The organism is Fontisphaera persica, from assembly GCF_024832785.1.
Lineage (GTDB): Bacteria > Verrucomicrobiota > Verrucomicrobiia > Limisphaerales > Fontisphaeraceae > Fontisphaera > Fontisphaera persica.
Genome location: NZ_CP116615.1, coordinates 4,388,789 through 4,402,921 on the forward strand (window position 1 = coordinate 4,388,789; position 14,133 = coordinate 4,402,921).

11 protein-coding genes are annotated in these 14,133 nt (G+C 63.7%); 6 read left to right on the top strand and 5 right to left on the bottom strand.

Going from position 1 to position 14,133, the window contains the following annotated elements; translation table 11 throughout:
• Positions 1-102: 102 nt before the first annotated feature.
• Positions 103-504: a GxxExxY protein gene (locus NXS98_RS16395; protein WP_283846136.1), complete on the bottom strand. Its 402-nt coding sequence runs from the start codon at positions 502-504 to the stop codon at positions 103-105.
• 160 nt (positions 505-664) lie between these two features.
• Positions 665-1,066, bottom strand: coding sequence for a GxxExxY protein (locus tag NXS98_RS16400; RefSeq protein WP_283846137.1), 402 nt, complete (start codon positions 1,064-1,066; stop codon positions 665-667).
• Between the two features lie 328 nt (positions 1,067-1,394).
• Between NXS98_RS16400 and NXS98_RS16405 the strand changes: the two genes are divergently transcribed.
• Both NXS98_RS16405 and NXS98_RS16410 read left to right on the top strand, forming a co-directional pair.
• Positions 1,395-2,390, top strand: a complete 996-nt coding sequence (locus NXS98_RS16405; protein WP_283846138.1) for an extracellular solute-binding protein — start codon at positions 1,395-1,397, stop codon at positions 2,388-2,390.
• Positions 2,387-4,765: a 6-bladed beta-propeller gene (locus tag NXS98_RS16410; protein WP_283846139.1), complete on the top strand. Its 2,379-nt coding sequence runs from the start codon at positions 2,387-2,389 to the stop codon at positions 4,763-4,765. The genes NXS98_RS16405 and NXS98_RS16410 overlap by 4 nt, the downstream gene beginning before the upstream one ends.
• A 20-nt stretch (positions 4,766-4,785) precedes the next feature.
• Here the strand turns inward: NXS98_RS16410 and NXS98_RS16415 are convergent, their stop codons facing one another.
• On the bottom strand, positions 4,786-6,009 hold the full coding sequence (locus NXS98_RS16415; protein ID WP_283846140.1) for a hypothetical protein: 1,224 nt from the start codon (positions 6,007-6,009) through the stop codon (positions 4,786-4,788).
• 86 nt (positions 6,010-6,095) lie between these two features.
• Here NXS98_RS16415 and NXS98_RS16420 point away from each other — a divergent pair, with 86 nt between their 5' ends.
• Together NXS98_RS16420 and NXS98_RS16425 are read left to right on the top strand one after the other, a co-directional pair.
• On the top strand, positions 6,096-6,713 hold the full coding sequence (locus NXS98_RS16420) for an SAM-dependent methyltransferase (protein WP_283846141.1): 618 nt from the start codon (positions 6,096-6,098) through the stop codon (positions 6,711-6,713).
• Positions 6,714-6,717: 4 nt separating this feature from the next.
• Positions 6,718-8,529 carry a rhamnogalacturonan lyase gene (locus NXS98_RS16425; protein ID WP_283846142.1) on the top strand — a complete coding sequence of 604 codons (1,812 nt, stop codon included), beginning with the start codon at positions 6,718-6,720 and terminating at the stop codon, positions 8,527-8,529.
• 53 nt (positions 8,530-8,582) lie between these two features.
• Here the strand turns inward: NXS98_RS16425 and NXS98_RS16430 are convergent, their stop codons facing one another.
• Positions 8,583-9,050, bottom strand: a complete 468-nt coding sequence (locus NXS98_RS16430) for an acyl-CoA thioesterase (RefSeq protein WP_283846143.1) — start codon at positions 9,048-9,050, stop codon at positions 8,583-8,585.
• 164 nt (positions 9,051-9,214) lie between these two features.
• Here NXS98_RS16430 and NXS98_RS16435 point away from each other — a divergent pair, with 164 nt between their 5' ends.
• Positions 9,215-10,540 (top strand): Gfo/Idh/MocA family protein, encoded by a 1,326-nt coding sequence (locus NXS98_RS16435; RefSeq protein WP_283846144.1) that lies wholly within the window; start codon positions 9,215-9,217, stop codon positions 10,538-10,540.
• Positions 10,541-10,606: 66 nt separating this feature from the next.
• On the opposite strand, the gene NXS98_RS16440 is transcribed toward NXS98_RS16435, so the two are convergent.
• Entirely contained in the window at positions 10,607-13,168 is a 2,562-nt protein-coding gene (locus NXS98_RS16440; RefSeq protein ID WP_283846145.1) for a beta-galactosidase, read from the bottom strand.
• Between the two features lie 154 nt (positions 13,169-13,322).
• Between NXS98_RS16440 and NXS98_RS16445 the strand changes: the two genes are divergently transcribed.
• A complete protein-coding gene (locus NXS98_RS16445; RefSeq protein ID WP_283846146.1) occupies positions 13,323-14,132 on the top strand; it encodes an SDR family NAD(P)-dependent oxidoreductase in 810 nt (269 codons plus the stop codon).
• Position 14,133: the final 1 nt, after the last annotated feature.

Genomic DNA, 14,133 nt, shown 5'->3' on the forward strand with positions numbered 1-14,133 from the left:
TCAAAAACAGAAATGAACAGAAGGCAACAAAGGGAACGGAGGAGAAACCAGACACCGCCTCACCATCACTTCGTTACCTTCGTTGCCTTCTGTTGGAATCTCTTATTGGTTTGCTCCCGGCAAGATTAAGCGGCGGATTCCGTCCGTCAGTTTGATTTGGTGGAAGTTGATTAGCAGGCCCACTGGAACATCGAGCAGCTTCATGTAGCTCAGGAGTTGCGCCTGGTGCATGGGCTGGATTTCTTGCACCGACTTCAACTCCAGCAGCAGGCAGCCTTCCACCAACACATCGAAGCGTAACGGTTCCTCAAATACCACGCCCTTGTATTCGATTTTGACCAGCCGCTGGCTGAGAAATCGAAGCTGGCGAAGCTCCAACTCGCGCATCAGGCATTTTTCATAGATGCTTTCGATAAGACCGGGGCCTTTGAGGCGGTGCACCTCGATGGCCGCTCCAATGACGTGGCGGCTTAACCGATTAGCTTGCTCATATAATGGGTGCATGGGGTTGAACCTGCCACTAATGCAGCGGATGTTGAAAGCCAGAAAAAGAAATCGGACATCAAACACAGAAATGAACAGAAGGCAACAAAGGGAACGGAGGAGAAACAAGACACTGCCTCACCACCACTTCGTTACCTTCGTTGCCTTCTGTTGGAATCTCTTATTGGTTTGCTCCCGGCAGGATTAAGCGGCGGATTCCATCCGTCAGTTTGATTTGGTGGAAGTTGATTAGCAGGCCCACCGGAATATCGAGCAACTTCATGTAGCTCAGGAGTTGCGCCTGGTGCATGGGCTGGATTTCTTGCACCGACTTCAACTCCAGCAGCAGGCAGCCTTCCACCAACACATCGAAGCGTAACGGTTCCTCAAATACCACGCCCTTGTATTCGATTTTGACCAGCCGCTGGCTGAGAAATCGAAGCTGGCGAAGCTCCAACTCGCGCATCAGGCATTTTTCATAGATGCTTTCGATAAGACCGGGGCCTTTGAGGCGGTGCACCTCGATGGCCGCTCCAATGACGTGGCGGCTTAACCGATTAGCTTGCTCATATAATGGATGCATGGGGTTGAACCTGCCACTAATGCAGCGGATGTTGAAAGCCAGAAAAAGAAATCGGACATCAAAAACAGAAAAGAACAGAAGGCAACAAAGGGAACGGAGCAGAAACCAGACACTGCCTCACCATCACTTCGTTGCCTTCTGTTGAATATTCCACCGCCTTAAGCAAAGAGTGAGAAATAGCGCACACAGGAGATAAACCCATCACTGCAAACCGCAGAAACCCGCGCCTTTTTCGCCCATGCTCGGCGGCTCCCCTTTGCCGCGCCCGCCGCCCGTCTCGGTTAACCTTGGCAGACAACCCGGAAGCCATTAAACTTTCCCCTCAATCATGCAATGCAAAGTCCTGATGACCGTGGGGGAACAGGCTCGTTCTCAATCCAAGGCATGGCGCCTCCTCGCCGGTTTGGCGGTCATGGCCGCCTTTCTCCTTTCCCTCATACTCCCCTTGACTGGATGCCAGCGCAGCGACACCCGCGAGGTCGTTGTGTACGCCGCCCAGGACCAGGTCTTCGCCGAACCCATCCTGCGGGAATTCACCCGCGAAACCGGCATCCGCGTGCGCACCGTCTTTGACAGCGAGGCCGTCAAAACCGTGGGGCTGGCCAACCGCCTGCTGGCCGAGACCAACCGGCCCCAGGCCGATGTCTTCTGGGGCAACGAGGAATTTCGCACCCGCCAACTGGCGGCCTTGGGCGTCTTTCGGCCCACCAATGGCTGGGCGGCCTTTGGCTTTCGCAGCCGGCGGCTGGTCGTCAACACCCGCCTGGCGCCCCACCTTACCGTCACCAATGTCCTCTACCTGCGCGAACTAACCAACCGGACTTGGCGCGGCAAAATCGCCCTGGCCTACCCCCTCTTCGGCACCACCGCCACCCATTTCCACGCCTTGCGCCAATACTGGGGCACCGCCGCCTGGGAGCAATGGTGTCGCGCCCTCCAGGCCAACCAACCCCTCCTGGTGGACGGCAATTCCGTGGTGGTCAACCTCGTGGGCCGCGGTGAGGCCGCGCTTGGCCTCACCGATTCCGATGACATTGCCGCCGGCAAAAAACGCGGCTACCCCATCATCGCCCTCCCCCTCACCGAAGAAACCTTGCTCATTCCCAACACCGTGGCCGTCATCCGTAACGCGCCTCGTCCGGCCGAAGCCGAGGCGCTGTTTCGTTACCTCCAAACGCGGCCGGTGTTGGATGCGCTCCTCAACGCCGAGGCCCTCGAGGGCGCCCAGCCCGGTTTGCGCCCCCATTTGAAAGTGCGGTGGGACGAAGTGCTCCGCGACCTCGAGGATACCAACGAGCGGCTCAAGCAAATCTTCCTGCGATGAACTGGCTCCTGCTGGGCAACAGCCTGGCGCTGGCGGCGGCGGTCACGGCCGCCACGTTGCTTGCCGGCCTGCCGGCCGCGCTCGCGTTGAACGGCCTCCGGGGCGCGGCCCGCGCGCTGGTCCTCGGCGGAGTCATCACCGCCCTGGCTCTCCCCTCTTTCGTGGTGGTGGACGCCTGGCTGGAATGGCTGGGCGCCGGCGGCCGCCTGGCCCACCTGCTGCCGCCCTGGTGCAAGATTTATTCCCTCCCGGGCGCGGCCTGGGTGCTCTCCCTCATGTTCTGGCCCATCCCCTGCCTGGCCGCCTGGAGCGCGTGGCAGGCCCTGACCCGTGAACATTACGAGAGCGAGCCTGCCTTGCGGGGATGGCCCCTGTGCCGCTGGCTCTTGTGGCCTGCGGCCGTCCGCCGGCTGGCTTTGGCCGCCGGGCTGGTGGCCGTGCTGACCTTGAATCACCTGGCCGTGCCCGCCATTCTGCAGGTGCGCGTGCTCCCGGCCGAAATGTGGGTGGCATTCAACACCGAACTTGACGCCTGGGCGGCCTTGCAACGCGGCCTCCCCTTGATGGCCGCCGCCGCTCTGCTCCTGGGCGCGCTCAGCCGCCAGCGCGAATGGAGCTGGCCGCGCGCCAGCGGAGCCGCGCCCGCGAAACTTTACCAGCAGCGTCTGGGCCGCCCGGCCTTTTGCGGAACCTTGGGCATTGTGGCCCTCCTGCTGCTTCTCTCCGTCATCGCCCCGCTGGTGCGACTATGGCCCGCAGGCGGCTGGCAGGAAATCCTGCCCGTTGCCTGGAGTGACCGCAGCGCGCTGCTCCATTCGTGGCTCAACGCCGCCATCGCCGCCACCGCCGCCACTGCGGCGGGGGTTATCGCGCATCGCGCCCACGCCGGCCGCCCGCTGCCGATGCGCGGGTGGGAATGGGGGTTATGGCTGCCTTTCTTCGTCCCGGGCGTGTTGTTGGCAGTGGCCTGGATTAAACTGTTGAACCGGCCAGGGCTCGAATTACTCTACCAAAGCCACGCCATGATGTGGCTCGCCCTCGCCGTCCGCTATTTCGCCGTGGGCTGGTTTGGCACGCGCCTGGCCCTTGGCGCGATGGACCGCACCTTGTTGGAAGCCGCCCGCCTGGAAGGCGCGCGCGGCTGGGCGTGGTTTCGCGTGGCCGTCTGGCCTCAGGCAGGCACGCCGCTGGCTGCCGTCTGGTACCTCATCTATTTGCTGACGCTGTGGGATGCGGAAACCATTTTGCTCATCCAGCCGCCCGGCGGAGAAACCCTCGCCCTGCGCGTGTTCAACCTCCTGCACTACGGGCATCATGGCCTGGTGAACACCCTTTGCCTCTGGCTGGTCGCCCTGGCCTTGCTGCCGCTGGCGCTTTGGGGGGCCGCGCATTTTCTGGCTCAGCTTCGCTGGCGGTCTGTCGCTGCTTTTACGGGGGGCCTGGCCTGCCTCTTCTTGGCCACCGGCTGCGGCCAGCCCGCCGCCGGCCGGCAGGCCCCCTTGAACAGCCGGTTTTTTGAACGCTCTGAAATCATCGGCGAACGCGGCAGCGGCTACGGACAATTCAGCAAACCCCGCTCCGTTGCCGTGGACCGCGCCGGCAATGTCTATGCCGTGGACATGACCGGCCGCGTGCAAAAATTCTCCCCCGCCGGCGCCTTTTTATTGTCCTGGCAAATGCCCGAAACCGACCTGGGCAAGGCCAAAGGCATGGGGGTGGATTTGGCGGGCAACATCCTCGTAGTTGAGCCGCACTATCAGCGCATCAACCACTTCACGCCCGATGGCCGCCTGGTCCGCCAATGGGGCCAGCGTGGCACCAACACCGGCCAGTTCATCCTCCCCCGCGCCATTGCCGTCAATGCCCACGGCGATTATTTCATCCCCGAATACACCGTCGTGGAGCGCGTCCAGGCCTTCGCCGCCGCGGATGGCCGCCTGCTGGCCGCCTGGGGGCAGCGTGGCACCGGCCCCGGCGAGTTCAACCGCCCCGAAGGCGTGGCCGTGGACCGGCACAACCGCGTGTACGTCGCCGATTCCTGCAACCACCGCATCCAAATCTTTGACGCCTCCGGCAAATTCTTGCGCCTGCACGGCAAACCCGGCCGCGGCCCGGGCGAGTTCTCTTATCCGTATGACATCAAAGTGGACGCCGCCGGCTACCAGTATGTGTGCGAGTTCGGCAACAGCCGCATCCAGATTTTGGATGCGCAAGACAAGCCGGTCGAAATCATCGGCCAGCCCGGCGCGCGCCCGGGCGAGTTCAACAATCCCTGGGCCATTGCGTTGGACGCGGACGGCAACCTCTACGTGGCCGACGGCAACAACCACCGCCTGCAAAAACTGGTGCGCCGCAAACCAACCCCGGGAAAATAATAACCCCCCGCTTCCGGCGCCTACGGACCTCGGCGGGTCTCCCGGCTCCTGGTGTAATCCTCGTAGAGCTGGTCACCCAGCAACGTGCGCAGCGCCGCCTCCCGCTGCTCGCGCATCGTCTGCAGGGCCGCCGTGCGGGCATCGGGCGTCAAATCGGGATTGTTGCGAATGGCAGCCTCCTCCTCAGCCGCGGCCTTTTGAATTTCGTACAAGGGCAGGGTGGCCTCGGGCGGCACCCCCAATTCCTCCGCCAGCAGCCGCGTCTGCCGAAACACCGGGTCTTGGTTCAGCCGGTATTCCTGGAAACGCTCACGCCCCAGTTGCCGCTGCAATTCAGCCTCGGTTTGCTTTTCCAACTGCCGGCGCTGAGCTTCATAGGCCTCCGGCGAAGTCACCGTGGCCCACATCAACTGGCGCTCAGCCCGGTCCAATATCCGAAAAATGGTCCGGAACTCGTCCGGCGAGGCATCGAATCCCTGCAACACCGCCCGCGCCCGGTCCGCCAGCGGCGAATTGCGCAACAGGAATTCCTCCAACTGTTCCGCCGTCAACAAATGCTCCAGCCGCTCCCGATATTCCCGCTGCAGGTGGGCGCTCACCATCGGGTCCGGCGGACGGCCCAGCTCGGCCTGCTGCCGCACATGCTCCGCCAGCCGGCGTTGCAGGGTGTCCCACGCATCGTAAATGGCGCTGATGGTGGCGGCCGGCAACTGGCTCAGCACCGGCCCGCTGAACTTCGGCCCGGCGGCCTTGCGCTCCGGCAGCGAAGCCCGCTCCTGCGCCTCCCAGTCGGGGCCAAGCAGCGCCCGCAGCAACTGGCGCCGCTCCCGCTCCAGCAATTCCAGGGCGGAAGCCGCCCGGCTCATGACCTCCAGGTCCGGCTCCAGCCGCCACCATTGGTCTTGCTCCGTGGTCACCAGCGCCGCCCGTTTGCGGGCGTAATGTTGATTCACATCCGCCACAATGATGTCCCGAATGGTCGTCTCCGGGCAGCCTATGGCGCGCAGGTTGGCCACGTACTGGAAATAATCCTCCGACTCCACCTGCCGCCAATGAAAGGTGTTGGTTTGAATGAAAATATTGGTGGTCACCACCCGCGCGGGCACCACCACGGGGCGGCTTTCCCTCGCCACCGCCGACGGCAAGGCGGGTGGGGGCGCGGGTCGGCGCGTTTCACGCCACCACAGCCCCAGCAGCAACACATTCAGGGCCAACGAAAGCCCCAACCATGACCGGGACCGCATACCACCCCTAATTTGCGCTCGACGAACGGCGCAGGCAACGGCTAATTGTAACCTCCGTCAAAACAAATGCGTCCTAAATCATAACTATGCAGCCATACTCGAAGTTATCGCGTCGTTCCGCCCTCCTGGCCTGCGCGCTGGTCGTGGCGGTTTCCCTCCCCACCGTGTTTGCCGCCGACACCCCGGCGCCCAAACGCCAGCCGGACGTCGTCTTTGTCCCCACCCCTCAGGAGGTCGTGGACAAGATGCTCGAACTGGCCGAGGTCAAAAAAGGCGACATCGTTTATGACTTGGGGTGCGGCGACGGGCGCATCGTCGTCACCGCCGCCAAAAAGTTTGGCGTCAAGGCCTACGGTTTCGACATCAACCCCGAGCGGGTCAAGGAATCCCTCGAAAACGTCAAATCCAACAAGGTCGAGCATCTGGTCACCATCAAGGAAGCCGACATCTTCGAGCTCGACCTCAGCGAGGCCACCGTGGTGACCCTCTACCTGTTGCCGGACTTGAACGTCAAACTCATGCCCCAGTTGCGCAAGCTCAAACCCGGCTCCCGCATCGTCTCCCATGACTTCGACATGCGCGGCGCCAAGCCGTTGAAGGTCGAGAAAGTTGTCGTTAAACGCCAGGACGGCGACAATTCTTATGTGCACGAAGGTGAGCACACCGTCTATCTCTGGAAGGTGCCCTGGGAAGAAGAGAAATAGAACCATGCCTCCCACCGGCAGCGCACTCCGGCCTTGGGCCGGAGTGCTTTTGTTTTGGGCCGCAGTATCCAGCGCACTGGCAGCCCCCCTCGAAAACCTCGGCCGGGGAACCGTCGCCCTGCAAACCGCCCCCGGTCGCGTGTACATCGGCTGGCGCCTGCTGGCCGGTGACCCCCCCGATATTGCCTTTAATCTCTACCGCTCCCTCAACGGTGGCGCCCCCGTCCGCCTGAATCCACAGCCCCTCCGCCGCACCACCGATTTCGTGGATGAAACGGCCCCCACCAACGGCCTGGCCGCTTACTTCGTCCGCCCCATACTCAAAGGGGTGGAACAACCCATGGGACGCTCCTTCGAGTTGAACCTGGCCCTCGGGCCGCGCCCCTACCTGGCCATCCCACTTCAAACCCCGCCCGGGTATCAACCCAACGATGCCGCCCCGGGTGATTTGGATGGCGACGGCGAATACGAAATCGTGCTGCATCAGGCCGGCCGAGGGCGCGACAACTCCCAACGCGGCCAGACCGACCCCCCCATCCTCGAGGCCTACAAGCTGGATGGTACCCGCCTCTGGCGCATCCACCTCGGCCGCAACATCCGGGAAGGCGCTCATTATACCCAATTCCTCGTCTTTGATTTCGATGGCGACGGCCGCGCCGAGGTGGTCTGCAAAACCGCCGACGGCACCGTGGACGGCGCTGGCCAGGTCATCGGCGACGCCCAGGCCGACCACCGCTCCCCCGACGGCTACGTGCTGACCGGCCCGGAATTCCTCACCGTCTTTGACGGCCGCACCGGCCGCGCGCTGGTCACCACCAATTACCTGCCCCCGCGGGGCGAGGTGGCCGCCTGGGGCGACAACTACGGCAACCGCGTGGACCGCTTCCTCGCCGCCGTGGCCTGCCTGGACGGCCAGCGCCCCAGCTTCGTCCTCTGCCGCGGTTATTACACCCGCACCGTCCTCGTCGCCTGGGACTGGCGGGACGGCCGCCTCACCCGGCGCTGGACCTTCGACAGCCACGACGGCCCCCCGGCCCTGCGCGAGTACGCCGGCCAGGGCAATCACAACCTCTCCGTGGCCGACGTGGACGGCGACGGCCGCGACGAAATCATCTACGGCGCCTGCACCATGGATGACGATGGGCGCGGCCTCTACACCACCGGCCTGGGCCACGGCGATGCCCTCCACGTCAGCGATTTGGACCCCACCCGCCCCGGCCTGGAAGTCTTCGGCATCCACGAAAAAGCCCGGCATCCCCACGGCGTTTCCTTCCGGGACGCCCGCACCGGAAAAATCCTCTGGAGTAAAAGCTCCCCCGATGTGGGGCGTGGTCTGGCGATTGACATTGACCCCCGCCATCCCGGCGCCGAATGCTGGGCCGCCGGCGCGGGCCTGAGCGGCTTGTGGAATGCCCGCGGCGAATTGATTTCTGAACGCCGCCCGCGCTCCTGCAACTTCGCCGTCTGGTGGGATGCCGACCCCCTGCGTGAATTGCTGGACCGCAACGTCATCACCAAGTGGAACTGGGAGACCGCCACAGAATCCACCCTGCTCACAGCCGAAGGCTGCGTCTCGAACAACGGCACCAAGGCCACCCCCTGCCTGAGTGCGGATTTGCTGGGCGACTGGCGCGAGGAAGTCCTCTGGCGCACTCCCGACGGCCGCGAATTGCGGCTCTATGTCTCCACCATTCCCGCAACTTTCCGCCTGCCCACCCTCATGCAGGACCGGCAATATCGCCTGGCGGTGGCCTGGCAAAACGTGGGCTACAATCAACCCCCTCACCCCAGTTTCTGGCTCAAGCCGCCGGAGTAGGGCGGGGCAGAGCGACCGGCGGAAAAGAAGGACTTCGCTGCGGGAAAAAAGGTTCAGCCCGCCGCTTTTTCCTGCGCCGCCAGGGCCTGCTGGAAAGTTTCCCAGAACCAGGCCGGCGGACGGATGGGCCGGCCCTGCGCATCGGTGAAGCCGTGAATGGTATAGCCCCGCGCCACCGGTTTGCCAGTCTCGCCATGCTGGATTTCCACCGAGCACCGCAACCGGGCGCGGCCCTCCGGAGCCGCCCACACCGTGAGCTGCAAAGGGTCGTCATACCGCGCCCGCCCCAGGTATTCCACATGCGCCTCCACCAGGGGCAGCAGGACGCCGCGTTTCTCCATCTCGGCATACGGCAGTCCCAGGCTCCGCAGCAGCTCCGTGCGGGCGCACTCAAACCACTCCAGCACCCGGGAGTTGTAATAGGTCCCCATCTGGTCCGTTTCACTGTAACGGACGCGCAGGCTCAGGGTGTGCCGGTAACCGGCCGCAGCAGACGGTCCGGCGGGACGCAGTTCACTCATGAGCCGGAATGTTGACCCACCCCGGCCCGCTTGGCAATTTGAAGATGCGCGCCAGCGAAACCGTCCAATTCCTGATGCACTGCCTTGAGCGCAGCCGCAAAACCATCATAAAAAAGGCTGGCTTTTTGCCTGCCAATGGTGGAAATAAACTGTCACACACACTTATGAAAAAGACCAATACACAGCAAACCGAAGTCACACGTCGTAACTTTTTGAAGGGCGCCACCGTCGTCGCGGGCGCGGCGGCTGTGGGTTTCCCCTCCATTCTCCATGCCCAGGCCAACATTACCCTCAATGCCGCCATCATCGGCCTGGGCGGGCGCGGTTCCGGCGCCGGCAATAACTTCCTCAACGCCGCGCAGGCCGCCGGCGTCCAGGCCAAAATCGTTGCCACGGCCGATATTTTCCCCGGCAAAGCCCGTGATTTGCAGGACAAATGGGGGGTGCCGGAAAACCAGCGCTTCAGCGGCTTCGACAGCTATGTCAAGGCCATGTCCGTCCCGGGCGTGAATTACGTCATCCTCGCGGAGCCGCCCGGATTCCGCCCTATTCACTTCAAGACCGCCATCGAAATGGGCAAACACGTCTTCACGGAAAAACCGGTGGCCACCGATGCCCCTGGCTGCCGCATCATGTATGCCGCCTACGAAATGGCCAAACAAAAGGGCTTGAAAGTGGCCGCCGGCACGCAGCGCCGCCACCAGGCCGGTTACATTGAAACCATCAAGCGCCTCCAGGACGGCGCCATCGGCGACATCGTCACCCTGCGCGCCTACTGGGTCAACGGCGGGCCTATCTGGCATCGCGGCGTCAAAGCCGGCGTCAGCCCGCTGGAAGTGCAGATTAACAACTGGTACCACTACATCTGGCTCTCCGGCGACCATATTTGCGAACAACACGTCCACAACCTCGACGTTTGCAACTGGATTATGAACAGCCACCCCGTCCGCTGCTGGGGCATGGGCGCCCGCCAGCAACTGGGCGACAAGGCCGGCGAAATCTGGGACAACTTTGCCGTGGAATACGAGTACGCCAACGGCACCCGCATGTACAGCTACTGCGGCCAGATTAAACGCGCCTGGGCCTCCGTCAGCGAGGCCGTGCATGGCACCCTCGGCACCTCCAATCCCAGCGGCAGCATCTCCACCAAGGACGGCCAGCGCTGGCGCAGCAGCCTCCGCCTGCAGAGCAACGACCCCTACACCCAGGAGCACATTGACCTCATCAACGCCATCGTCAAAGGCACCGAGTTGAACGAGGCCAAGAACGTCACCGACAGCACCCTCACCGCCATCATGGGCCGCGAGGCTGCCTACAGCGGCGGCGAGGTCAAGTGGGACGACATCCTCAACAATGAGTTCAAATACGGGCCGGACGCGCTCTACACCGATGTCTCCAAGATGCAATGGGGCGAATTCCGCACCTTGAAACCCCCCATGCCCAGCCAGCACAACATCCTGGCCAAGCCCGCGCAAGTTAGCGTGGCTTGATACGGGTCACCATCAAGCCCTTCGACGGGTGGAGCACTCGCTCCACCCGTTTTTTATTCCCACCCATTATTCCACCACATACACCACCGCCCCTTTGCGCAGGCTCAGCGCGCATCGGCCATTGGGAGCCACCACGCGGCGGCTTTCCCCCATGGCATTCACCAGCGTCACCTGCTTGCCGTTCACCGGCACGTTGACCTGCGCCTCACGCGCCGGATTCCACACCGCGATGACGCGCTGCCCCCCTTGCCGGGCGCGGAACGCGTAGGCCAGCGTCTCCCCCTCCATCGGCAGCGGCCCCTCCAGCACCTTGCCGCGCAGCAAGCCCGCCAGCACGGCATAGGCGCGGTAGGCCGGTTTCGGACGGAAATCCCGGTAAATGATGCCCATTTGATGCTCAAAATAAATCGGGTCCTCACCGTCATTGCGGAAGTTGTACCAGAAGGTGCGCGGCTCCACCCCGGAAACAATCGCGCACAGGTAGCTCCGGGCAATCAACTCGGCCTGCGCCCGCAGCGAGGTCGGCGCAAAATCCTGCCGCAGCGTGTTGTGCGGCGTGAAGGTGGACCACCCCATTTCCGTCAGCCACACCGGCCGCCGCCGCCCATCCGGCAGCCTGACCTTGTCGGAGGCCTTCTTCAAATCCGCGATGAATTCGGTGTCTTTCAGCACGCGCCGGTAGGGGTGAATGGTCAGGATGTCAAACGGCGCCTGCAGCGCCAGCATCTGGTCCATGAACTTGTAATCTATGCCCGCCGTCGAAAGCCCCAGCACCTCCGCCTGCGGGTCCAGCTCCTTGATTGCGGCGTAACTGCGTTTCAACAGCTCGGCGTACAACTCCTTCGGCCCCTGCCAGAAAAAGATGTTCGGCTCATTCCAGATTTCCCACTGCTTGATGTCCTTCCCGTACCGTTTGACGAGCGCCTGGAGGTAACGCACATAATCCTCTATTCCTTCCTGCGTGTACGCCTTCGTCCACGGCGCCCAGTAACACACAATCGCATAAACCGTGATGCCATTGCGCTGGGCGCACGCCAGCATGTCGTCGTAAAACTTCCATTGGTATTCGCCCTTGCGCGGCTCAATGCGTGACCACGCAAATTCCTCCCGCGACCATTTCACCCCCGCCTCGCGCGCCATTTGCGCCGCCTGCTCCATTTGCGCCAGACCGCGGGCGTCCCCGCCATAACGGTACAGGTACAGCCCCATGCCAAAGAGGGATTCCGGCTCCAGCTTGCCGTCACCCCTGGCCTCCAGCGGCGCCACCCACGCCGTGGTGACCGGCGGCACATCCTGCCCGGGAATCTCCACTGAAAACTCGGCTTCCAGAAATTTGGCGCTGGCCTGCGGCGCCGGCACCGGCACGGTTACCTGCAAGGGCTGGCCCAGCGCTGGCACGCGCACTTTCTGCCGCTGGCGCGCCACCTCCTGCCCGTCCCACGTCCGCCACACCCACGCCAGCTCGCCATCCAGCGGCTTCTCCGCCAGCGCCCGCAAAGTGGCCGTGCTCTGCCAGCGGCCCTCCTCCTCGCGGGTCTCGGCGGTGAGCAGGCACCGTTTGTCCGCCGGGCACGAGCCCTCAATGCGCACCTCCACCAGCTCCACGCTGCGCTGGTCCTGCAAGCCCCCCGCCAGCACCTGAAACGTGCCCAGCCGCAGCGGGCCGTGCATTTTGCCATCGTTCTCGCCACCGTACCATTCCCAGCCCGGGCCGGGCGGCCCGTCGGTGACATACTCCGTAATGCCATCGCCGCTGGAGGAGGGCACGCGCGTCAGCTCCTTGTGAAACGTCATGAAATGCGTGCCCAAGGTGACCCGCACCGGATGCCCCTGCAAATCGCCCCGCACACGCAGGCGCAACCGGTCCACATTCCCCAACAGCGTGCGCTCCGGCAGACCCAGCCCCATCGAGCGCGCCCCTTGCGTAAAATCCAGCGTCCACCGCCGCCCCTCCAGCCGGCTTTCCCCCCCGTTGCCCTCCACGCGCAACCGCCAGCCTTCCGCCTCGGCAAACTGATAGGCCGGCCACGAAACCCGAGCCACCAGCGACTCCGCGCTGACCAGTGCCAGCTCGTCGAAGTCCACCGCCCCCTGCCGCGTCTCGCCGTTGTCAATCAGCAGGGCCAGCAGGCGCGGCGGGCCGTGCACTTTTCCGTCATTGGCCCCGCCCCAATGACTCGCCCATTGCTCAAACACCACCGTGGCCCGCACCCACCGGCCCGCGGGACATTCCACCGGCTTTTGCAGAGTCTGGCCTGTGGTATCGGTGTAGCGGAAAACCACGCTGTGCCCCTCGGGCCGCTTGACCCAGAATTGCAGCGCGTTCAAATGGCTGGGCACGTTGGTCGGCGCCCGGAACAGTGCCGCCACATAATTGCCGCCGCCGCTGAAATCAAATTCCAGCCGCCCCCCCATTTTGCCCCCATGCGCGGCCTGCGGGGAAAAATAAAACCGGCCTTTGGCCCCGGGAAACTCCGCCCCCGGACTGAAGGACCAGCGGTTGGTGGCGCCTTCAAAATCCTCCAGCATCACCGGCGCCACCGGCGCCGCCGCCGGGGACACCCAGACCGCCAAAAAACACATCGCGCCAGCCAAGGCGCGCCAGGACAATCGAGGTGGATTTTTCATGTCAATCATTGAATCCATGCTGCCGTTTTGCCCAACACGGCTCAATGTTAAAACGCCGCGCCGGTGGTGCGTATTCAGATTTGCCAAATCCGCCAGGAAGCACACATTTAGGGACTAACCCGCCCCGTGCGGGGCGGCTGAACAGGACTCACACATGAGCAAACACACCAACACCGGCATTGCCACAGACTGCGCTCTGCACGCCTGGCCCTGCCCCTTTCGCCTCGATGGCGAACTGGCGGTCATTACTGGCGGTGGCACTGGTTTGGGGCTGGCGATGGGCCGCTGCCTCGCCGCCGCCGGCGCCCGCGTCGTCCTCGTCGGCCGCCGCGCCGCCGCGTTGGAGGCCGCCTCGCAAAGTATCGGCCCCCTAGCCAGTTTCGCGGTCCATGACGTGGACCAACTGGAGCAGGCGCCGCGTTTCATCGAGCAGGTCCAGCGCCAGCATGGCCCCATCACCATTCTCATCAACAACGCCGGCATTCACCTCAAAAAACCGGCCGTGGACACCACCGAGCAGGAATTCCTGCAAGTGCTCACCACCCATGTCCTCGGCGCTCACGCCCTCAGCCGTGCCGTCGCGCCAGCCATGATGCAACAGGGCCGCGGCAGCCTCTTGTTCATCGCCTCCATGGCCTCCCTCTTCGGCATCCCCAACGTGGTCGCCTACAGCGCCGCCAAAAGCGCCTACGTGGGCATGGTCCGCGCCCTGGCCACCGAACTCTCACCCCAGGGCATCCGCGTCAACGCCATCGCCCCGGGCTGGATTGAAACCGACATGTCCCACAAGGCCCTGGCCCAGGACCCCGCCCGCCGGCAAAAAATCCTCAGCCGCACCCCCATGGGCCGCCTCGGCCAGCCGGAAGACGTGGGCATGGCCGCCGTCTATCTCTGTTCACCAGCCGCCCGCTTTGTCACCGGCGTCATCCTTCCGGTGGACGGCGGCGCCAGCATTGGCTTTTAAT

Excerpts from the sequence above, each read along its gene's own strand:
- NXS98_RS16395 (WP_283846136.1), bottom strand. The coding sequence starts at position 504 with ATGCACCCATTATATGAGCAAGCTAATCGGTTAAGCCGCCACGTCATT.
- NXS98_RS16400 (WP_283846137.1), bottom strand. The coding sequence starts at position 1,066 with ATGCATCCATTATATGAGCAAGCTAATCGGTTAAGCCGCCACGTCATT.
- NXS98_RS16405 (WP_283846138.1), top strand. The coding sequence starts at position 1,395 with ATGCAATGCAAAGTCCTGATGACCGTGGGGGAACAGGCTCGTTCTCAA.
- NXS98_RS16410 (WP_283846139.1), top strand. The coding sequence starts at position 2,387 with ATGAACTGGCTCCTGCTGGGCAACAGCCTGGCGCTGGCGGCGGCGGTC.
- NXS98_RS16415 (WP_283846140.1), bottom strand. The coding sequence starts at position 6,009 with ATGCGGTCCCGGTCATGGTTGGGGCTTTCGTTGGCCCTGAATGTGTTG.
- NXS98_RS16420 (WP_283846141.1), top strand. The coding sequence starts at position 6,096 with ATGCAGCCATACTCGAAGTTATCGCGTCGTTCCGCCCTCCTGGCCTGC.
- NXS98_RS16425 (WP_283846142.1), top strand. The coding sequence starts at position 6,718 with ATGCCTCCCACCGGCAGCGCACTCCGGCCTTGGGCCGGAGTGCTTTTG.
- NXS98_RS16430 (WP_283846143.1), bottom strand. The coding sequence starts at position 9,050 with ATGAGTGAACTGCGTCCCGCCGGACCGTCTGCTGCGGCCGGTTACCGG.
- NXS98_RS16435 (WP_283846144.1), top strand. The coding sequence starts at position 9,215 with ATGAAAAAGACCAATACACAGCAAACCGAAGTCACACGTCGTAACTTT.
- NXS98_RS16440 (WP_283846145.1), bottom strand. The coding sequence starts at position 13,168 with ATGAAAAATCCACCTCGATTGTCCTGGCGCGCCTTGGCTGGCGCGATG.
- NXS98_RS16445 (WP_283846146.1), top strand. The coding sequence starts at position 13,323 with ATGAGCAAACACACCAACACCGGCATTGCCACAGACTGCGCTCTGCAC.